The organism is Arthrobacter sp. (assembly GCF_030540645.1).
GTDB lineage: Bacteria > Actinomycetota > Actinomycetes > Actinomycetales > Micrococcaceae > Specibacter.
On sequence record NZ_JAUNVV010000025.1, the window covers coordinates 18011 to 38141 of the forward strand.

The 20131-nt window shown below is 61.8% G+C and carries 20 protein-coding genes and 1 tRNA gene; 10 read left to right on the plus strand and 11 right to left on the minus strand.

The genetic code is table 11. From position 1 onward, the window contains the following. From Q4P21_RS06860 to Q4P21_RS06870, 3 genes are all read right to left on the minus strand, one after another. A partial coding sequence (locus Q4P21_RS06860; RefSeq protein WP_303388050.1) for an ATP-binding cassette domain-containing protein occupies nt 1-476 on the minus strand: 476 nt, incomplete at its 3' end. Continuing rightward, a complete protein-coding gene (locus Q4P21_RS06865; RefSeq protein ID WP_303388051.1) occupies nt 463-1122 on the minus strand; it encodes an amino acid ABC transporter permease in 660 nt (219 codons plus the stop codon). The genes Q4P21_RS06865 and Q4P21_RS06860, both read right to left, overlap by 14 nt. A gap of 62 nt (nt 1123-1184) precedes the next feature. Then, nucleotides 1185-1994, minus strand: a complete 810-nt coding sequence (locus Q4P21_RS06870) for an amino acid ABC transporter substrate-binding protein (protein WP_303388052.1) — start codon at nt 1992-1994, stop codon at nt 1185-1187. A 339-nt stretch (nt 1995-2333) separates the two neighbouring features. Between Q4P21_RS06870 and Q4P21_RS06875 the strand changes: the two genes are divergently transcribed. Further along, complete coding sequence (locus Q4P21_RS06875) at nt 2334-4226, plus strand: ABC transporter ATP-binding protein (protein WP_303388053.1); 1893 nt, start codon at nt 2334-2336, stop codon at nt 4224-4226. 44 nt (nt 4227-4270) lie between these two features. Next, nucleotides 4271-5452 carry a M20 family metallopeptidase gene (locus tag Q4P21_RS06880; RefSeq protein ID WP_303388054.1) on the plus strand — a complete coding sequence of 394 codons (1182 nt, stop codon included), beginning with the start codon at nt 4271-4273 and terminating at the stop codon, nt 5450-5452. A gap of 98 nt (nt 5453-5550) precedes the next feature. Here the strand turns inward: Q4P21_RS06880 and Q4P21_RS06885 are convergent, their stop codons facing one another. The 5 genes from Q4P21_RS06885 to Q4P21_RS06905 form a co-directional block, all read right to left on the minus strand. Next, nucleotides 5551-5973 carry an NUDIX domain-containing protein gene (locus tag Q4P21_RS06885; protein WP_303388055.1) on the minus strand — a complete coding sequence of 141 codons (423 nt, stop codon included), beginning with the start codon at nt 5971-5973 and terminating at the stop codon, nt 5551-5553. Between the two features lie 40 nt (nt 5974-6013). Further along, nucleotides 6014-6349 (minus strand): YnfA family protein, encoded by a 336-nt coding sequence (locus tag Q4P21_RS06890; protein WP_303388056.1) that lies wholly within the window; start codon nt 6347-6349, stop codon nt 6014-6016. Further along, nucleotides 6346-7284: an EamA family transporter RarD gene (gene rarD, locus Q4P21_RS06895; protein WP_303388057.1), complete on the minus strand. Its 939-nt coding sequence runs from the start codon at nt 7282-7284 to the stop codon at nt 6346-6348. Before rarD ends, Q4P21_RS06890 begins: the two co-directional genes overlap by 4 nt. Before the next feature lie 91 nt (nt 7285-7375). After that, nucleotides 7376-7447, minus strand: a tRNA-Arg gene (locus Q4P21_RS06900). Nucleotides 7448-7506: 59 nt separating this feature from the next. Further along, nucleotides 7507-8130 (minus strand): hypothetical protein, encoded by a 624-nt coding sequence (locus tag Q4P21_RS06905; protein ID WP_303388058.1) that lies wholly within the window; start codon nt 8128-8130, stop codon nt 7507-7509. Nucleotides 8131-8161: 31 nt separating this feature from the next. Here Q4P21_RS06905 and Q4P21_RS06910 point away from each other — a divergent pair, with 31 nt between their 5' ends. Both Q4P21_RS06910 and Q4P21_RS06915 read left to right on the plus strand, forming a co-directional pair. After that, on the plus strand, nt 8162-9016 hold the full coding sequence (locus tag Q4P21_RS06910; protein ID WP_303388059.1) for an inositol monophosphatase family protein: 855 nt from the start codon (nt 8162-8164) through the stop codon (nt 9014-9016). 649 nt (nt 9017-9665) lie between these two features. Next, nucleotides 9666-9893, plus strand: a complete 228-nt coding sequence (locus tag Q4P21_RS06915) for a hypothetical protein (protein ID WP_303388060.1) — start codon at nt 9666-9668, stop codon at nt 9891-9893. 179 nt (nt 9894-10072) lie between these two features. On the opposite strand, the gene Q4P21_RS06920 is transcribed toward Q4P21_RS06915, so the two are convergent. After that, on the minus strand, nt 10073-10570 hold the full coding sequence (locus tag Q4P21_RS06920; protein ID WP_303388061.1) for a hypothetical protein: 498 nt from the start codon (nt 10568-10570) through the stop codon (nt 10073-10075). Between the two features lie 526 nt (nt 10571-11096). Between Q4P21_RS06920 and pcrA the strand changes: the two genes are divergently transcribed. Then, a complete protein-coding gene (gene pcrA, locus Q4P21_RS06925) occupies nt 11097-13667 on the plus strand; it encodes a DNA helicase PcrA (RefSeq protein WP_303388062.1) in 2571 nt (856 codons plus the stop codon). 28 nt (nt 13668-13695) lie between these two features. Here pcrA and Q4P21_RS06930 read toward each other — a convergent pair whose 3' ends face one another. Further along, nucleotides 13696-14328 (minus strand): hypothetical protein, encoded by a 633-nt coding sequence (locus Q4P21_RS06930; protein ID WP_303388063.1) that lies wholly within the window; start codon nt 14326-14328, stop codon nt 13696-13698. A 176-nt stretch (nt 14329-14504) separates the two neighbouring features. Here Q4P21_RS06930 and Q4P21_RS06935 point away from each other — a divergent pair, with 176 nt between their 5' ends. From Q4P21_RS06935 to Q4P21_RS06955, 5 genes are all read left to right on the plus strand, one after another. Further along, nucleotides 14505-14879 (plus strand): VOC family protein, encoded by a 375-nt coding sequence (locus tag Q4P21_RS06935; RefSeq protein WP_303388064.1) that lies wholly within the window; start codon nt 14505-14507, stop codon nt 14877-14879. Between the two features lie 114 nt (nt 14880-14993). Beyond that, nucleotides 14994-15641 carry a hypothetical protein gene (locus tag Q4P21_RS06940; protein ID WP_303388065.1) on the plus strand — a complete coding sequence of 216 codons (648 nt, stop codon included), beginning with the start codon at nt 14994-14996 and terminating at the stop codon, nt 15639-15641. Nucleotides 15642-15864: 223 nt separating this feature from the next. Continuing rightward, the gene (sucC, locus tag Q4P21_RS06945; protein ID WP_303388066.1) at nt 15865-17034 is read left to right on the plus strand and encodes an ADP-forming succinate--CoA ligase subunit beta; all 1170 of its coding nucleotides are present in this window, start codon (nt 15865-15867) and stop codon (nt 17032-17034) included. A 12-nt stretch (nt 17035-17046) separates the two neighbouring features. After that, nucleotides 17047-17949 (plus strand): succinate--CoA ligase subunit alpha, encoded by a 903-nt coding sequence (gene sucD, locus Q4P21_RS06950; protein ID WP_207345743.1) that lies wholly within the window; start codon nt 17047-17049, stop codon nt 17947-17949. A 122-nt stretch (nt 17950-18071) separates the two neighbouring features. Further along, nucleotides 18072-19199 carry an LOG family protein gene (locus Q4P21_RS06955; protein ID WP_303388067.1) on the plus strand — a complete coding sequence of 376 codons (1128 nt, stop codon included), beginning with the start codon at nt 18072-18074 and terminating at the stop codon, nt 19197-19199. A 34-nt stretch (nt 19200-19233) separates the two neighbouring features. Here the strand turns inward: Q4P21_RS06955 and Q4P21_RS06960 are convergent. Beyond that, a partial coding sequence (locus Q4P21_RS06960; protein WP_303388068.1) for a VIT1/CCC1 transporter family protein occupies nt 19234-20131 on the minus strand: 898 nt, incomplete at its 5' end.

Sequence of the window (20131 nt, forward strand, 5' to 3'; positions counted from 1 at the left end):
CCCACCCGTGCCAGCAAAGCCTCCGCCTCTGCCACGGCCTCGGTGCGGGGCCGCTTTTGCACGTGGACGGGGCCTTCAATGACGTTTTCCAGCACGGACTTGTGCGGGAAAAGGTTGTAGTGCTGGAACACCATGGCGCTGCGGTCGCGAAGTGCGGCAAGCTGCCTGGCCCGCTCCTTTTTGGACGGGCTGGCGGCGCCAAAGTCAACCGACAAGGGTTTTTCTGCGCCTTTGCGGCCCGAAGGTGCAGCGTCGCGGGCACCCATGGTGACGGATCCGGCGTCGGGCGTTTCAAGGCCGTTGAGGGAACGCAAAATGGTGGTCTTGCCCGAGCCGGACGGGCCGATGAGCGCCACCACTTTTCCGCGTGGGACCTCGAGGTCAATGCCGCGCAGCACTTGGTTGCTGCCGAAGGACTTGCTCAGTCCGCGAACCTGCAGGACGGGCTCAACTGGCAACTTGTCAGTGGGCAACATAGCGGTCCAACCTCTTTTCCACACGTGTCTGGGCCGTTGACAGCACAAGGCAGATGACCCAATAAATGGCGGCCGCTTCAAGGTAGAGCAGCATGAATTCCTGGCTGAAGGCCGCCACCTGCTGGGCTACCCGGAACATCTCGGTGACAAGAATCAAGGACGCCAGGGAGGTGTCCTTCACGAGCGAAATGAACGTGTTGGATAGCGGCGGGACGGAAACGCGGGCAGCCTGGGGCAAGATGATGCGCAGCAGGGCCTGGTTGCGGGACATGCCGATCATGTGCCCGGCTTCCCACTGGCCGCGTGGCACCGAGAGGATGGCGGCCCGAATGACTTCCGCCGCATAGCCGCCCACGTTCAGGGAGAAGGCGATGATGGCGCTGGGCCAGGGATCGATCTTCACCCCGACGGCCGGGAGTCCGTAGAAGATCACGAACAGTTGGACCAGCAGTGGTGTTCCGCGGATCACGGAGACATATACCCTGCCTAGGCCGCTGGCCAGCTTGTTGGAGCTGATGCGCATGATCGCCACGACGAGGGCGATCAACAGCCCCAACGCGAAGGAGGCCAGCGCCAGCGGGATGGTGCCTTGGATGGCGCCCAGTAGCAGCGGGCCCAGGGAACTCCAAAAGAGGTTAAAGTCCATGGCTGAACCTTAGCCCGGTTGAGCAGGGTGCCGAGGGACAGTTGGTCTGATGCCCGGCGCGGCTACTTGCTGACATCCTGGCCAAAGTACTTTTCGCTCAGCGTTTTCAGCGTCCCGTCGGCCTTGAGGTCGGCAAGGGCCTTGTTTACCGCGTCGGTCAGCGCCGTTGAACCCTTGCGGAAGGCGAGGGCGGAATAGGAGGAGTCCTTGGTTGTTGCGGCAATCTTCAACCCGGAGTTGGGGGTGGTGTGTTCATAGTCAAGGAAGGTGAGCTTGTCATTGACGATCGCGTCAACGCGGCCGTCCTTCAACAGCGAGACGGCCTGCGCCCAGCCTTCGACGGCCTCCACCTTGGCGCCGCTGTCAGTGGCGAGCGTGTACCAGTTGCTTGTCAGCGACTGGGCGGTGGTCTTGCCCTTGAGATCGGCAAAGGAGGAGATCGCGGTGTTGCTGTCCTGGGTGACGATGACGCCCTGGGAGACCGTGTACGGGGTGGAAAGATCGTATTTTTCCTGGCGGGTGGGGTTGACCGTGACCTGGTTGGCGATGCCGTCAAAACGCTTCGCTTCAAGCCCCGCGAAGATGGAGTCGAATTGGGTTTCCTCAAACTTCACTTTCACGCCGAGCTTGCCGGCGACGGCCGTGGCCACATCGACGTCGTAGCCCGTCAGGGGGCCGGAACCGCCTTCATGGAAGCTGAACGGACGGTAGGTGCCTTCCGTGGCGAACACAATGGTCCCGGCGTCCTTGACGCTGCTCAGCGAAGTATCCCCGCCTGCCGATGTGGCGGGTGCGGTGGTGCCGCCGCAGGCAGCAAGCGCCAGCGATGCTGCTGCGAGGAGGCCAACGAGTCCAAGGCTGCGACGTTTCATGGTGTGTGTTCCTTTGCTGTGAAGGTGGGGCTGTGGTGCTGCTGTGGTTAGTGCGGCTGTGGTTCTTGGGCTGTCGCGAAAAGATGGGGACGCGCCAGGACCGGTAGTTGGACGTTATCACTGGAGCGCCGGAACACAAGAGGCAATATTTCATTGTGTTACGCACATGTTACCGGTGTGACTTGACGCACCTGTGGGACGTGGGCTATCACTGGGCGGCGGCAGCTCCGGCGTCGTTCCTGCTGGATTTGGCAATGCCAGCGGCCACCGGGAATTTTAGCGACGGGTCCTGGGCTTAAGCTTGTAGCTTGCCCCCTTAAAGATTGAAGGACCACACGCATGAGCATGGAAGGAGCAGCCTGGAGTTCACTTTGGAGTTCCATGCGCTCGGACAAAAGCAATGGCGGCATCTCCAAGGACACCCTGCGCCGGACCGTCCTGTTCGCCAAACCGTACGGTCGCAAGCTGCTGATTTTCGTTGTGCTGTCGGTGATTTCGGCGGCGCTGGCAGTGGCCACCCCCGTACTCGCAGGGCAGGTAGTGGACGCCATTGTCGCCAAAACTGCCGTAGACGTGGTGGTGCGGCTGGCCGTGCTGATCGCCATCGTGGCTGTTCTGGATGCCGGCCTTTCCCTGGTGATTCGCTGGATTTCGGCGAACTTGGGCGAAGGCGTCATTCTGGATCTGCGCACGGCGGTCTTTGACCACGTCCAGCGCATGCCCATCGCGTTCTTCACCCGCACCCGCACCGGTGCGCTGGTGAGCCGGCTCAACAGTGATGTCATTGGCGCCCAGCAGGCCTTCAGCGGCACGCTCTCCGGAATTGTTTCCAACTCAGTACAGCTGATTTTGACGCTTATTGTCATGCTGAACACGTCCTGGCTGGTGACCGTGCTGGCTTTGGTGCTGCTGCCGATCTTCCTCATGCCGGCACGCCGTTTCGGTGCCCGGCTGGCCGGTTTACGCCGTGAATCCGCCGACTTGAACGCGGACATGAGCACGCAGATGACCGAGCGTTTCTCCGCCCCCGGAGCCACGTTGGTCAAGCTGTTTGGCCGCCCCGCCGACGAGTCACACGAGTTCGCCTCCCGCGCCAACCGGGTCCGCGAAATCGGTGTGCGCACGGCGATCCTGCAGTTCGTGTTCTTCACGGCCCTGATGCTCGTCTCCGCCTTGGCGCTGGCACTCGTCTACGGACTCGGCGGCGCGCTGGCCATCGGCGGCTCACTCAACGCCGGCGACGTCGTCGTGCTGGCCCTGCTGCTGACCCGCCTGTACGCTCCGCTGACGGCACTGGCCAACGCCCGCGTTGACATCATGAGTGCCCTGGTGAGCTTTGACAGGGTATTTGAGATTCTCGATTTGAAGCCGCTCATCGCCGAAAAGGAGCACACCGTGGAGCTCCCTGCGGGCCCGCTCGGCATTGAATTCACCGATGTGCGCTTCGGCTACCCCTCCGCAGACAAGGTCTCCCTTGCCTCGCTGGAGGATGTAGCGGTGCTGGATACCCGTGGCGGCGAGGACGTGTTGCATGGGATTTCCTTCCGCGCCGAACCTGGCCAGACTATCGCGCTGGTGGGATCCTCGGGCGCCGGTAAGTCCACCATCGCGCAGCTGCTTTCGCGCCTGTACGACGTCGATTCCGGCACCGTGCGCCTCGGCGGTGTGGACGTGCGTGACCTCAGCTTCGACGGACTCCGGGCAGGGGTGGGCATGGTCACCCAGGACGGGCATCTGTTCCACGAAACCATCGGTTCCAATCTGCGCCTTGCCAAGCCCTCAGCCACCGACGCTGAAATTTGGGATGTGCTGCACCGGGCGCGGCTGGAGGACTTTGCCAGGGCGCTGCCTGACGGTCTTGAGACCGTAGTGGGGGAGCGCGGCTACCGGCTTTCCGGTGGCGAACGCCAGCGCTTGACCATTGCGCGGCTCCTGCTGGTCCAGCCCGCCGTCGTCATTTTGGACGAAGCCACGGCGGCCTTGGACTCCACGAACGAGGCCGCCGTTCAGGCGGCCTTGGGTGAGGCGCTTGAAGGTCGGACGGCCCTTGTCATTGCGCACAGGCTCTCCACCATCCGCTCCGCAGACCAGATCCTGGTGCTGGAAGCTGGCCGGATTGTGGAACGCGGCACCCATGAGCAACTTATTGGCCGCGGCGGCCGCTACGCTGAACTCCACGACACCCAGTTCTCCCAGGCTGTGGCTGCCGTTGCCGAGGCGGACAATACCTAACCGTGGAGCCTGCCCGGCACCATCGACGAAGAGGGGCCCACGCCATGTCATTCACCGAAGCCGGAGCAGCACTGCTTCCTGACCTGGTGGCTCTGCGCCGCCAGCTGCACGCCGACCCCGAAACAGGGCTTGACCTGCCCCGGACGCAGGCCCGCATTGTGGCAGCGTTGGAGGGTTTGGGCCTGGAAGTCACGTTGGGGAAGTCGACGATGTCGGTGGTGGCAGTGCTGCGTGGTTCCCAGCCCGGCCCCACGGTGCTGCTGCGCGGCGACATGGATGCGCTTCCCGTGGAGGAACTGACAGGGCTGGAGTACGCCTCAACGAACGGTGCCATGCACGCCTGCGGCCACGATCTTCACGTCGCCGGGCTGGTCGGAGCTGCGCGGCTGCTTGCTGCCCGGCGGGAGGAACTGGCCGGGGACGTCCTGTTCATGTTCCAGCCTGGGGAAGAAGGCCACGACGGTGCCCGCCGGATGCTGGCCGAGGGCCTGTTGGAAACCACGGGCCACAAGCCTGTGTCCGCCTATGCCGTCCATGTGCAGCCGGGACCCAAGGGCGTTTTTTCAAGCAGGCCCGGAGCCATGCTGGCCGGCGCCAACTGGCTCGGCGTCACCGTCAACGGTCTCGGCGGGCACGCCTCCCGGCCCCATGCTGCCATTGACCCGGTGCCTGCGCTGATGGAAATTGCCACCGCGCTGCAAACCATGGCCACTCGAAAATTCGACGCACTGGACCCTATCGTTCTCACCGTGACGATGCTCAAGGCGGGTGACGCCTTCAATGTCATCCCCGATAAGGCTGCGCTCGGTGCCACCGTCCGTACCCTGTCCAAGGCATCCACTGACAAATTGGCTGTCGAAACCAAACGACTGGCTGAGAACATTGCGCTGGCCCATGGTTGCACGGCGGATGTGGAGTTCTTTGTCGGGTGCCCCGTCACACTCAATGACCCAAGCACGACGGCGGCCGCACTGGACACGTTGCGCAGCCAGTTTGGTCCGGATCGGGTTGTGCTGGCGGAGAACCCCGCCATGGCCTCGGAGGACTTCTCGGTGGTGCTCGAAGAGGTCCCCGGCTCCTTCATTTTCCTGGCCTGCTCGCCGGATGGCTCGGACACGGAAGAGTTCAACCATTCGCCGAGGGTGGTCTTTGATGACGGCGTCCTCGGCGACCAGGCCGCTGCCTTGGCCCAGCTGGCCTTCAGCCACCTGGGCCCGACCGCCTAATCGCATCTTCCCCGCAAGACCGCACCTTCCCCGCATGATCGCTGGTAGGAAGCGGCGATTGTGCAGGGAAGGTGCGGTCATCCGGGTTGGGTGCGGTTTTAGGGGTGTTGTGGGTATCTGGTGAGCCGCGGAAGTACGTATTCGGTCAATAGTGGAGCTAGATCGCCAAAGTCGATGCCCCGGTCCACGGCCATCCAGCGCAACTCTGCGATTTCAGCAGCCGGCAGCACCGAATCGGCAGCCCAGCTGCCAGGGGCCGTGAAAACCGTGGCTTCAATGTCGGTGTTTGACTCATTCGCCGCCGTTCCCGTCCAAACTCCCATGAGTTCGAGCTCGGAAGCAGGAACGTGCACACCCACCTCTTCGGCCAGCTCGCGTGCACCGGCCTCGGCCGCGCTTTCGCCCACTTCCGGTTTGCCGCCGGGATGCATGAACTTCGAGGTGCCGGACTTGCGAACCGTGAGCAGCCGCCCGGCAGGATCGTAAACACAAACAGCCGAAACCTTGAGAACGTTTTTCACGTCTTCGATCCTAGTCTTTCCATGAACAGCGGCGTTGAACTTAGGCAGTGCGAGGAACGAACATGATGATGCTGACCCCGGCCAAGCAGACCAGGGCGCCGGTGATGTCCCACCGGTCAGGGGTGAATTTGTCAAAGATCATGCCCCACAGCAGCGAGCCGGCGATGAACACCCCTCCATAGGCGGCCAGTACACGGCCAAAGTTCGCATCGGATTGGAGTGCGGCGATGAATCCGTAGGCGCCTAGGGCAACAATGCCAAGGCCGGCCCACCACCAGGCTTTGTCCTCGCGCACCGCCTGCCACACAAGCCAGGCTCCACCGATTTCTGCAACTGCGGCCAGCACAAATAAGACCACGGTTTTTGTGATGTTCATTGCGCATTCTCCAGGGCACGCACCAGCAATTTGGGGTCCCGGCGTCGGCCATCGAGGGACAAGAACAGCAGCGCCAGCAGGATGGGGCCATAGGTCAGCAGCGCCGCCCAGCCAAGTGTTTCGCCCAGGATCCAGGAAACCACCACCAGCAGCACAGGTTCCACATAACCGAGCAGGCCAAAGAGCGATAGCGGCAGCCACTTGCTGGCCAGCAAATACGTGGCCATGGACACCCCGCCCAGCACGCCGATGGCCGCCACACCCCACGTCCCTTCGGGGATTCCCGCACCGCTGAGCATGCCTCCGTCGTCGGCACCCAGTCCGTGCGGGCCGGAAAGGATGAAGAACACGGCCGCGGGCAGCATTAACATCAGCTCTGCGGAAAAGGCGGCCAGGTTGTCGAAGCCGATCTTGCGGCGCAGCACAAAGTAGATGGGGTAGCCCAGGCACACCAGCAATGTGGGCCATTGCAATCCGCCGGCAGAGAAAGCCTCATGTGCCACGCCGAGAGCCGCAGCAGCCACGGCCAGTTTGCGCAGGTTGCTGAGCCTGTCCGCAAAGAACACGCGACCGGCCAGGACCATGGTCAGCGGCATGAGGAAGTAACCAAAGGATACTGCCATGGCCATGTCGTTCAGTGGCGCCCATAGGAACAGCCACAGTTGGACTCCAACCAGCATGGTGGCCAGGACCCCGAGCAAAATCAGGGTTGGACGACGTCGGACCCGTGTCACCAAGGCGCGCCACTCGGCACGCGCCGTGGCAAGAAATGGGAAGGTAGCGCCCAGCATGGACAGGGTCAGTACGATCCGCCAACCGAGTATTTCCTCCGCACCCCACCCGGGTAGCAAGCCGGCCAGCAGGAAGATGACGGCAAAGAGGACGGATGCCGTGATGGATGCCGCCACTCCGGATCCGGTGGTGCGAGTGCTCACCGAGTTCCCCACCATTCCCAGCTGCCGAGGGTCAGCTGCACTAAGAAGAGTTGACGCCGTGCCGCAACAACCGTTAGCGGCCACAAAAAAGTGCCCCCGCCGGGGATCGAACCCGGATTTGCCCTTTAGGAGAGGGCCGTCTTATCCATTGGACTACAGAGGCGCGTCACCCAGCCTAGCGGAACAGGCAGGCAAGCAAAAAACGGTGGCCGGATGCCCTACTTACAAAACGGCGGGTGCCTTGCGCTTCCGCCCAATGAACAACGCCACTCCGATTCCTGCCAATGACAGGATCAAAAGGAACCAGCTGGCCATGACCAGTGCCGAGGCCAGGGAAACAGCGGACGATGAAAGCTTTTCCGGGCCGAGCATGTTGTCGATGACCACATTGGCCGACAACTGGACGACGGCGAACAGCAAGGGCGGAATCCACAGCATCCACCGCACCGACTTCTTGGCCACATTGATGGCCACCATCGTCATGGCACTCAAGCCAAAGACCAGCGGGAACAGCGTCCCGGCCGTTTTGTGGACAAATTGCAGCTGACCCATCGCGTCCGGATCCATGGCCGCGCGCAGCGCCTCAACGTGGGCCACATCGAAGCCAAAAAACATGGAATCGGGCATGGACAATCCGCCGGAGAGTCCTGTCATCTGGTTCAGCGTCAACAGGTGGAAGTACCAGAACAAGAACAAACTGGCCACGGAGCCGGCGATCAGGAGCAAGTTCGCGTTGCCCTGAGCCTTTTGCGGGGACCGCTGGGTGCTTGTATTGACTGCTGGGACGCTTGCCGGAGTGGCAGCCTGACCGTGTTTTGCTGCACGTTGGGCGGGAGTTTTAGCCATGGAACCATTATCGCTCACATAGGCTGGTGCCATGGCAACAGAAACCATCCCCGCGCCCAGTGACAGTGAATTGGCGGCGAAGCTGCTGCGAGCGGCCGGCGCACTGGCTGTATCCATCCGCGCCAAAGGGCTCCAGGAATTACAGGCCGGACGGCAGATCAAGGCCAACGCCGCTGACTTCGCCACGGCGGCCGACCTTGCTGCCGAAAAGTTCTTGTACGAACAGTTGCGCCTGGCCCGCCCAGAGGATTCGATCCTGGGGGAGGAGGGAGCAGGTTTCGAGGGCAGCTCCGGGAGGGTTTGGGTCGTGGACCCCGTCGACGGGACGTTCAACTTCGCCAGCGGCTCAACCTATTGGTGTTCCGCCCTGGCGCTTGTCACCGGAGTGTCCGGTGTTGATTTAAGGTCGACGGCGGTGAACTTCGCTCACGCTGAGGTGCTGCTCGGGGCCATCTACCAGCCAGAAGAAGAGAAGATGTGGATGGGGGGCTCCCAACATCAGGCCACGTGCAACGGCCAGCTGATCAGCGTGGACTCGCGGCAGCAGGTGGGGGAGCTTGCCGCCGGCTCCTATATCCACCCCGGCTGGTTGGCCGATCCCCGCGCCGCAGTGCCGTGGCAGCGGGCGGCCGTGCTGCCGGCCACCCTGCGCATGTTGGGATCAGGCTCGTGTGACTTGGCCCGGGTGGGACAGGGCGAACTGGGCGTGTGGTTCCAGCACAGTTGCCCGTCCTGGGACTGGCTCCCCGGAAAAGGCGTCGTGGAGGCCGCCGGCGGGGACACCGCCGTCGTGCCTGTCAACGGGCTCGAATGGTTTGTGGCCGGGCCCGCCGGGGCTGTGGCGGAACTGAAGGCGGCCCTTGAGCAAGGGGCCGTACCCGCGTAAACCCCTGTTCGCGTTCTGATGTGTGAGAACAACGCCTCAGCGCGGCTTGGGGTGTGGATAATCTCTGACTATGGCTTTTGTGATCAGGCGGAACATGTTTTGGGTGGATCGGCCGTGCCATTCCACCCGTTGTACTGGCCAGAGTCTCGTATTCGTCCAGCGTGGCGGGCGCCTGTGGCCAAAATGACTACTTGCTGTCCGATTACGCCATTTGCATGGCTGTTCACTGTCTTCAGAGGCCGTTCTGGGCTGTCTCACAACTAACGATGGGTGCACGGATTCTGGTTGAAGGTTACAAGACGTAGTTACGAGAATCGCTAGCCAAAGACGTGAATCGCATGACTCCGCGGTAATTGGTATTTTGCCACCACAGCCGCGAGCCTGCCGGTGAGATGTCTCGTATGCCTAGGGTTTCGAGACGTTAGGGCTGTTGCAGTTGGCGCACCTTCACCGGGCATTAAGTCGGGCGGGGTATACGGGAATGTGTTGTCTGCTGAGCCATGCGGTTTCGCAAATTTTCGATTTCGTCAACGCACACTTCGGTGAACGACCGGCTAACGAGACAGCTCGCCAATTTCTATACGGGACACCCGGCGCGGGACGCACTTCGCTGCTACCCAAATTCTTGCTGCCGTTCTAGGGTGGGGTCATGGTGGATTGGGAAGCAGCCAGCCGACAAAGCGACTTGCGATTGTGGCGAGCCATGTTCTGGATTCACATCGTACTTTTAGTGCTCGGAGTCGTTAGCCTGCTTCTCGTTATTTTTGGGTCCGAGGGCAATCCCGACCCGTGGGCACTTGTGCCGGGCATCGCCATAGTGGTCATGGTGGCAATCATGCTGCCCAACTCTTACAAGAAGTGGCAATCAAACAGATAGGCCAGAAACTCCATACGATCTGCGAAGGCGTGACCATGGGCAAATGTTGTCCTGCGGACTAGGCGCCGGTCGGTCAAGGTTCCCCTCTGGACACCAGTGCCCAGTACGATCGGATCTAGGACTTCCTTGAGCAACCCCCGTGTATTTTTCTTACGGAAGACTTGGTGCTGATGTCAGTTTTAGCGGTACGACGTGTTCATTGGTTCTATCCCTGCCTTTGGAAAAAGGACAACATAGACGCTGGCTGCAACGATGAAGAGGAATATGAAGCCAAGCAGTCCCATGCCCACAGAATTACCGGATATCGCTTCCGGGTCGACATTTAGGTTGCTGAGGATAGTTGCCAAGGCCACGCCGATCACGCCATATCCTAGAGCCATGACCCCGACGGCAATGGATTTCTGAGTCTGAAACCAGTGGCCGTCTTTGAAGAATTCCCTGGTGGTCGCTCCTCCAATCGCGAAGACCACGGCAGCAATGCCGGAAGCAACCGCAATCAGGAGCAAAGGCGAGCCGTAGCCCACACCATCGGGACCCACATGAATAGCTATGCTGTTCGGAATTAGCGGGCGAAGTAACAAGTACAGCACCGCGACAATCAGGATCGAACATGCGGGGGCGACAACCATCAAGGCAACTATCCTGCTCTTGATATCTGCTCGTACTGAATCGGGCACATCGGGAATGTTAGACAACCGGTCCTCTTCGCTTCCACGCACAACCGTGAAGACGGGCCAGCCGGTACTCAGTGTCCAGCCGACCAATGTCCCCCAGGCCTGCTTCGCTCGCGGAACCAAACACCTGGCCCGCCTGATCCATTATGCCAAGACGTAAACACGAATCACCAAACGCTGCCGCTCCCCAACAGATCATTCCCGTAGAGGGTTCCTCTTACGGGCACCTATCGCCGATGAATCAGGCCGCTGTGAGTCTGTCCTGCGGATTTGAACAGAAAGTCTCCCCCTTAGCCAGTTGCCGCTCGGATAGAGCAAAAATGGCCCTGGGCTGTCTCATAACCTAAGTGCCTCAAAACCCATGCCTTGCAAGACGGTTCAAAGGCCGGGTAAGTGACGGCGAGATTACAGAACGACGCCAAGTGATGATGACTCCAATTCCAGTTCGAGGCGCCTTTGTCGCACATCTCGGTGGTGTTGGCGGGGCTGGAGGTCATTGTCAGCGGGGCGAACTACACTGGATGCCACCATGGATATGTTGTTTGACCCTTACCCCCAGAAGCCCAAAACCACGCACAGCCCCGGCGCCGGATTGCCGCAGTGGCAGCCCTTCGACGCGGAGGATCCGGGAGCAGATGCGCCCGAATTTGGTGCAGGTGCGTCCAGCCCGGGCTATCCGGGGCACGACGGCGCCCCGGACTTTGGAAGCGTGGCAGGCTCCTTCGGTGGTGCTGAATCGATTGCCTCTGCACGGCGTTGGCCGGATCCTGCCGAGCTCCTTGAAGGCATGAACCCGCAGCAGGAAGCCGCCGTGGTGCACTCCGGCGGGCCGCTGCTGATTGTGGCAGGTGCCGGCTCGGGCAAGACCCGGGTGCTGAGCCACCGGATCGCCTACCTGCTGGCCACCGGGCAGGCCCACCCCGGCCAAATTCTGGCCATCACGTTCACGAACAAGGCCGCCGCTGAAATGCGTGAACGCATCGAGGCCTTGATTGGCGATGCTGCCAAGAGCATGTGGATTTCCACCTTCCACTCCTCATGCGTGCGGATTCTGCGCCGCGAGGCAAAGACCATCGGGCTGAACTCGAATTTCTCCATCTACGATTCGGCCGACTCGCTGCGGCTCATCACGCTGGTGTCCAAGGGCCTGGACTTGGATCCTAAGAAGTTCGCGCCCAAGGCGATCATGCACAAGATCTCGGCGTTGAAGAATGAGCTCATCGATGAAGATGAGAACTCCATGAACACGAACTTCAACGAACCCTTCGCCGCTGCCGTGGCCGAGGTATACAAGGGGTACACGCAGCGCCTGCGCCAGGCCAACGCCATGGACTTTGATGACCTCATCGCCCAGACCGTGTACATGTTCCGGGCGTTCCCGGGCGTTGCCGACTACTACCGGCGCCGCTTCCGCCACGTGTTGGTGGACGAGTACCAGGACACCAACCACGCCCAATACGCGCTGGTGAAGGAAATCGTCGGCACGGACGACGGCGGCACGGGAGTCCCTGCGGAGCTGACGGTGGTGGGTGACTCGGATCAGTCCATCTATGCGTTCCGCGGCGCTGACATCCGCAACATTGTCGAATTCGAGCAGGACTATCCCAACGCTGACACGATCAAGCTGGAGCAGAACTACCGCTCCACGCAAAACATCCTCAGCGCCGCCAACGCCGTGATCTCCCGCAACCCCAACCGTCGGGAAAAGCGGCTATGGACAGCCGAGGGCGACGGCGAAAAGATCATTGGCTACGTGGCAGAGTCCGAGCACGACGAGGCCAGATTCATCGCCAAGGAAATTGACCGGCTTCAGGACGAGACGGATGTCCGGCCGGGAGATGTGGCCATTTTCTACCGCACCAACGCCCAATCCCGCGCCATAGAAGACATCCTGGTCCGCGTGGGTCTGCCCTACCGCGTGGTGGGCGGCACCCGTTTCTACGAGCGCAAGGAAATCAAGGATGCGCTCGCCTACCTGCGTGCCTTGGTCAACCCGGACGACGACGTCAACCTCCGCAGGATCCTCAACGAACCTAAGCGCGGGATTGGCGACCGCGCCGAGGGGGCTGTAGCGGCGTTGGCTGAGCGGGAACGTATTTCCTTCTCCGCAGCATTGGCCCGTGCTGAAGAAGCTCCCGGCATTGCCTCGCGATCCCTGAACGCCGTGAACACGTTCGCGAAAATGATGGCGGACTTGGGCGAGGTGGCAGCAACTGCCAGCCCCGCAACGGCGTTGGAAGCCGTGCTGGAGCAGACCGGCTACCTTGCCGCTTTGCGCAACAGTACCGATCCGCAGGATGAGTCGCGCGTGGAAAACCTGGCCGAACTTCTCGCCGTCGTGCGTGAATTTGGGCAGGAAAATCCGGAAGGGACGCTGGGGGAGTTCCTCGAGCAGGTCTCGTTGGTGGCGGACGCGGACCAGATCCCCGACGCCCCGGGCGGATCTGAAGCGGAGGCTGCCGCCGCCGTGGCCGAGGCCAAACGGCTGGGCGTGGTGACGTTGATGACGCTGCACACGGCCAAGGGGCTGGAATTTCCCGTCGTGTTCCTGACCGGCATGGAACACGGATTGTTCCCGCATTCGCGCTCGGCTACGGACCCGAAGGAGTTGGCGGAGGAACGGCGGTTGGCGTACGTGGGGCTGACCCGTGCCCGGCAGCGGCTGTACCTGACGCGTTCGGAAGTGCGCAGCCTGTGGGGCCAGAGCCAGTACAACCCGGCCAGCCAGTTCATTGAGGAGGTGCCGGCGGAGCTTATTGAGTGGAAGCGTGAAGGCACCGCGCGGACGGCTCCGGTGGCCGGAAACTTCGGATCCAGCCGTTATTCCGGATCCTCGTGGGGTGCTGGTTCATCCGTAGGTGGACGCGATTCCGGTGTGCTGCCACCCAGCATTTCAGCCCGGACAGCCGCCGGCCGCGTGCAGCCGCAAAAGGAAGTGGTGTCAGTCAGTGTGGGGGACAAGGTCAACCACACGGCGTTTGGCAACGGCACCGTGCTGGAAATCCAAGGCGTTGGCGACAAAACCGTGGCCAAGGTGCGCTTCGAAATTGGTGAAAAGCGCCTGCTCCTGCGCTACGCGCCGTTGACGAAGGAAGAGTAGCGGAAGTCCGCCACCGCGCTGCAGGGGTTCAGGCCCAGGGCCAGGTTGCCAGCACTGAGGCGGCCAGGTCGTCGCGGTCTGTTTCCGAGACGGTGGGACTGAACGAGAACGTCACAATGTATGTCTGATTCTCGTGGCTGACGTAGTACTGTTCGATTTGGTAGTCACCGGAGTCGCTGACGAACAGTGCCGACAAATGCACCGCTTCCGAGCCGCCGATGGTGACACGATCACGTAGCTTTGCGTCCTTGGCTCCGGATTTCTCCAGTTTCTCCACACCTGTCGACTCGGCCTGCTCAGGCGTGACTTCCTTCGCTGGCGAGAGGGCGACGGTGACGTTGTCGGCGAAACCATCCTTGTCGGTCATATCCGCAACGACCTTGTCCACCCCCGCCTGCGCTTCGCTCCCAGCGGGAACGGCCCAACCTTCGGGGACCACAAAGCTGTAGCCGCTGCCTTCGATCGTCTTGCCGGTGGCCGGCTCAGCGCCCGCCTGCGGCGACGGAGTCCCCGCCTCCGACGAGGGAGCTGCCGCAGGTTCAGAGGCCTGCGTGGCGGCAGGGGAGGAATTCGGTGATTCCATGGGAGAGGAGGCGGAGCAACCGACCAAGGCAAGGGAAGCAGCTAGCGTGAGACCAGAAACCTTCGTGAGTTGATTCATATTCTCAGCCTAGGCAGGACTGCCAGGGGACTGCAAGCGCCGTCTCCGGGAAAAATCTGGCACATCAATTCCAGGTGGCAAAGGCTGCGGAGTGGTCCTCATGCTCTGGTTGCGCAGGGACTGGACGCACTTCGAAGACCTTGTCAGCGACGATGCGCACGCTCAGAATAGTCAGCATGACTAGTCAATTCGCGGCTCTGGCCATCGATTGTGCAAACCCGGGGCTCCTGACCAACTTCTGGTGTGAAGTGCTCGGCTGGGTTGTCATCGACAGCGACGAAACGGACTTCTCCATCGGATCGCCGGATGGTTTGGGTCTGACCATTGATCTCATTGCGGTTCCCGAGCCAAAAACAGTGAAGAACCGGCTCCATATCGACTTGCGTGCAGATGGTTGCACCACTGCCGAGGAACTGGACAGGTTGATGGCTCTGGGCGCACAACGTGTAGACGTCGGTCAGACTCCCGATGTGAGCTGGGTTGTCCTCGCGGATCCCGAAGGCAACGAGTTCTGCCTGCTGTCCCGGCCGGTGCAAGAAGTCGCAGGCTAAAAACCGCAACAATGGCTACGCTCGTTGGGCCGTTGGAGCCTGATACGGCAAGCTTGTTCCATGGTCTTTCCCCTTCATCCTGCCTCGGCCAAGCGTGCGGCGGCAGGAATCATAATGGCGGCAGCAGCATTAGCGCTCTCCGGCTGCATCACGGTGCCCACCGGCCCGGCACAGCCCACCGCCACGCTGGGCACAGCCGCTCCGCTGAGCTATGCGGACCGGCTCAAGGCCACCAATGTTGTGCAGCCAACCGAAGACGCCGGCATCCAGGAACTGCCGCAGTTCGTCACCGATTCACGCAACATTGCCTGTGTTTTCACGTCCTCCCGGGCAGGGAACCTCAACCAGCCGTGGGAACCGAACAACTTTGCCGACGGTAACAATGCCGCCGCTCCCAGCATCCCTGTGGTGAACTGCCAAATGGTCAGATACCCGCAGCCGTTGGATGCAGATCAAAGCGATAACTGCTCCGGGACCAACGTGGGTTATTTGGGAGGGGTGGCTACGCTGTTCCCCGACAAGGCCACGTATGGCGGATGCCGCGCTGGAGTCACTGCCGTGGAGGCGGCCTTTGGGACCGGCGGAAACGTCAACCAGGTGATGGCCAGTATTCCCGTCCTCGCTCCGGGGCAGGCCATGGAAGCTCAAGGCTACCGCTGCGCACCAATGGACGACGGCGTTGCCTGCGCCAACCTGGCCAGCGGCACCGGCTTCTTCATCGCCGCAGAAACGTACAAAATCCTTGGCCCGGAGTCTCCGTGAGCGCACTCAGAGAAGTGACTGCCCTCATGGCCCACGCCCCAGGTGACCTCCCCGCGCAAGGAGGCTCCGCCGTCGTGCGCTCAAAGTGGGATATTCTGCGACGAATAACCGGAAAACACTGTGGTGGATTGGGCAAATATGTGCTTTAGCGCTGAGCAGGTAATGTGTTGAAGGGGTCAAGACCCCTTCACATCACTACTTCGACGTAGAAGGACACAAACCCGTGGACCTGTTTGAATACCAGGCGCGCGACATGTTTGAGGCTCACGGCGTTCCCGTGTTGGCCGGCATCGTGGCGCACACCCCTGAAGAAGCAAAGGCAGCAGCCGAGAAGATTGGCGGCGTAACCGTCGTCAAGGCACAGGTAAAGGTCGGTGGCCGCGGCAAGGCCGGCGGCGTAAAGGTGGCAAAAACCGCCGATGAAGCGTTTGAGCACGCTTCCGCCATTCTCGGCATGGACATCAAGGGCCACACCGTTAACACGGTCATGATCGCCCAGGGTGCAGACATTGCCGAGGAGTTCTACTTCTCCGTGCTGTTGGACCGCGCAAACCGCAACTACCTGGCCATGTGCTCGGTGGAAGGCGGCGTGGAGATCGAAGTCCTGGCCGTTGAACGCCCCGAGGCACTGGCACGCGTTGCCGTTGACCCCGCCGTCGGCATCGATCAGGCCAAGGCCGATGAGATCGTCGCGGCAGCAGGCTTCAATGCCGAGCTGGCCCCGAAGGTGGCCGCCGTGATCATCAAGCTGTGGGACGTCTTCAAGAAGGAAGATGCCACCCTCGTAGAGGTGAACCCGCTGGTTCGCACCGGCGCCGGCGACATTGTTGCCTTGGACGGCAAGGTCTCCATCGATGAGAACGCCGAATTCCGCAACCCCCACCACGCCGAGCTCGAGGACGCAGCTTCAGCTGATCCGCTGGAAGCCAAGGCCAAGGCTGCAGACCTGAACTACGTCAAACTCGACGGCGAAGTGGGAGTCATCGGAAACGGTGCCGGCCTCGTCATGTCAACACTGGACGTTGTTGCCTACGCCGGTGAAAAGCACGGCGGCGTCAAGCCCGCCAACTTCCTGGACATTGGTGGTGGAGCATCCGCAGAGGTCATGGCCGCAGGCCTTGACGTCATCCTCAACGACCCCCAGGTCAAGAGCGTATTCGTGAACGTCTTCGGCGGCATCACCGCTTGTGACGCCGTTGCCAAGGGCATCGTCGGTGCACTGGAAGAGCTCGGCTCAGCTGCCAACAAGCCGCTGGTTGTGCGCCTGGACGGCAATAACGTTGAAGAAGGCCGCCGCATCCTCAACGCCGCCAACCACCCGTTGGTTACCCTGGCCGCCACGATGGACGAGGGCGCCGACAAGGCTGCCGAGCTCGCCCACGCTTCGAAGTAGAGGTTCAAAACTATGTCTATCTTCTTGAACAAAGATTCAAAGGTCATTGTCCAGGGCATCACCGGCGGCGAAGGCACCAAGCACACCGCCCTGATGCTCAAGGCCGGCACCCAGGTTGTTGGCGGCGTGAACGCACGCAAGGCCGGCACCAAGGTCACCCACGGTGACGTTGTCCTGCCCGTTTTCGGCACGGTCAAGGAAGCTGTTGCCGAGACCGGCGCAGACGTCTCCATCGTGTTCGTCCCCCCGGCATTCACCAAGGACGCAGTGGTTGAGGCCATTGAGGCTGGCGTTCCGCTGGTTGTTGTCATCACCGAAGGCGTGCCGGTTCAGGACTCCGCTGAGTTCTGGGCACTGGCACAGTCCAAGGTCGACGCCGACGGCAAGCAGGTCACCCGCATCATCGGGCCGAACTGCCCCGGCATCATCACCCCCGGTGAAGCACTGGTTGGCATCACGCCGAACAACATCACGCAGAAGGGCCCCATCGGCCTCGTCTCCAAGTCAGGCACCCTGACCTACCAGATGATGTACGAACTGCGCGACCTGGGCTTCTCCTCAGCAATCGGGATCGGCGGCGACCCCGTCATCGGCACCACCCACATCGACGCCCTGGCTGCGTTCGAAGCTGACCCGGAGACCAAGGCCATCGTCATGATTGGTGAAATTGGTGGCGACGCTGAAGAGCGCGCAGCCGAGTACATCAAGGCCCACGTCACGAAGCCCGTTGTTGGCTACGTTGCCGGCTTCACCGCTCCCGAGGGCAAGACCATGGGCCACGCAGGCGCCATCGTCTCCGGCTCCGCGGGCACGGCCCAGGCCAAGAAGGAAGCCCTCGAGGCTGCCGGTGTCAAGGTTGGCAAGACGCCTTCAGAAACCGCAACACTGCTGCGCGAAGTTTACGCCGCACTGTAATTCTTCTGCACCGCAAAAAAAGGCGCGGCTGCTCCCCTGAAAAGGTGGGGCGGCCGCGCTTTTTGCGTTTCCCACGGCCGGCACGAAGAGGCACGCGTCGGGTGGGCCGTTAGGCTGTGGGAGTGAACACTCCGCTTGCGCCCCACGCCCGGGAAATCGAAATTGAGCACCTGCCACATTTTGATGCGCTGGTGGCCGGCGGCGCCACCTCCATGCATCACTGGCATTTCCAATCCGTGGACCTGCGCGGGCGGTCCGCCGAGTTGGTGCAATTGCATGTTGCGGGAGCCATTTTCATGGGCTGTACCTTCGATCCGGGCGTTGAGGCTTTGCTGCGCGGCCGCGGCGCCCTCATTTTCCCGGCCCTGCCGCACATCCCCTTCAACGCGTATCGGGGGGAACTCTACACCGGAGCCGAGTTATTTTTCGGCATCGACGACAGTGAATACGAACACGTGCCGGATGCCTGCATCTACCAGTGGAGCATGCAGGCCGGGCACAATCCGGCACTCCACTCCAGCTTGGCCATCGCCATGCACGACCACGCCATTTCCGACGCCCTCGATGACTTCCTCTCCCAGCTGTCCACACCGGTTGTCGGCGTCATGGGCGGCCACGCAGCGCAGCGGGGGAGTGCACAGTACACTCAGGCCGCAGAGTTGGGCCGTGCCCTGAGCCGTGCCGGATTCCTGGTGGCGACCGGTGGCGGTCCGGGTGCCATGGAGGCTGCCAACCTCGGTGCCTACCTGTCCACGTACGACGCCGGAGCCTTGGAAAGTGCGTTGGGCACCTTGGCTGCCGTCCCCGGCTTCCGCCCCTCGGTCACCGAGTGGGCCAGGGCAGCCTTCACAGTGGCGCGAGCGTATCCCGATGGGGCAGACACCTTGGGCATTCCCACCTGGTTCTACGGGCATGAGCCGCCGAACATCTTTGCCACGAAGATTGCCAAGTTCTTTACCAACGCCTTGCGGGAGGCGATTCTGCTGGACCGCTCACGTGGCGGGACTGTTTTTCTAGCCGGGGCCGCAGGAACTGTGCAGGAGATCTTTCAGGACGCCTGCGAGAACTATTATGCGGCCGAGGGAGCTCTTGCTCCGATGGTGCTGGTGGGGCGCCATTACTGGGAAGTTGAAGTGCCCGTGCTGCCGCTGCTGACAACACTGGCTCAGGGGCGACCCATGGCCGATTTTGTCCATGTGGTGGATTCGGTGGATGATGCCTGCCAGATACTGGCCCGCGGCCACAGCTGAGCGCAGTTACCCAACCACGGTTACCCAACCACTTTTATCCGACGACGGTACCGAACAGCAGGCCCAGTAAGTACGTTGCAGCGGCCGCACCCATGCCGATGCCCAATTGCCGCACTCCTCGCCAGAACGGTGAGGCGCCGGAGAGCAGGCCCACCACGCCACCGGTGCCCAGCAGCGCCAACCCGACTAGGACACAGGCCAGGGCCAGCGCACCTGCACCCGTCATGCCGAAAAGGAACGGCAGGATCGGGATAATGGCGCCCGAGGAAAAGAAGCAAAAGCTGGACAATGCCGCGCCCCATGCGGTGCCCAGGGTTTCATGGTCGTCGACGGGCTGGGATTCTTCAGGGGGTACTGACAAGCTCGGGTCGCAGTCGCAGCTGAACTTGCCCAATCGCTCGGCAGCACGGTGCTCTGCCACTTCGCGGGTCATGCCGCGCGCCAAGTACACCAACACCAGCTCATTGTTTTCAAGGTCAAGCGAGGGAGCCGCGGACAACGTCACCTGGGTTGGCTGCGAGGCGTCAAGCAGTTCACGTTGCGAGCGGACGGAAACAAATTCTCCGGCCCCCATGGAGAGTGCGCCTGCGAGCAGTCCGGCGATGCCGGCAAAGAGCACCACGGTGCTCCCCACACCGGTGGCGGCCATGCCCATGACGAGCGAAAGGTTGCTGACAAGGCCATCATTGGCCCCAAATACCGCAGCACGGAAAGATCCGGAAAGCCTGTTGCGCCCTCTGGCGGAGAGGCCTCGAATGACTTCCTCGTGAATTGATTCATCGGCGGCCATGGCGAGAGTGGCATCAGCATCAGTTGCGTAGGGCGACCGGGACTCCGAGCGCTGGGCCAGGGCAAGTACAAACACGGAGCCAAAGCGGCGGGCCAGCAAACCCAAAACCTGGTTGCGTATGGAAGGGCGCACGGGGGGCGTG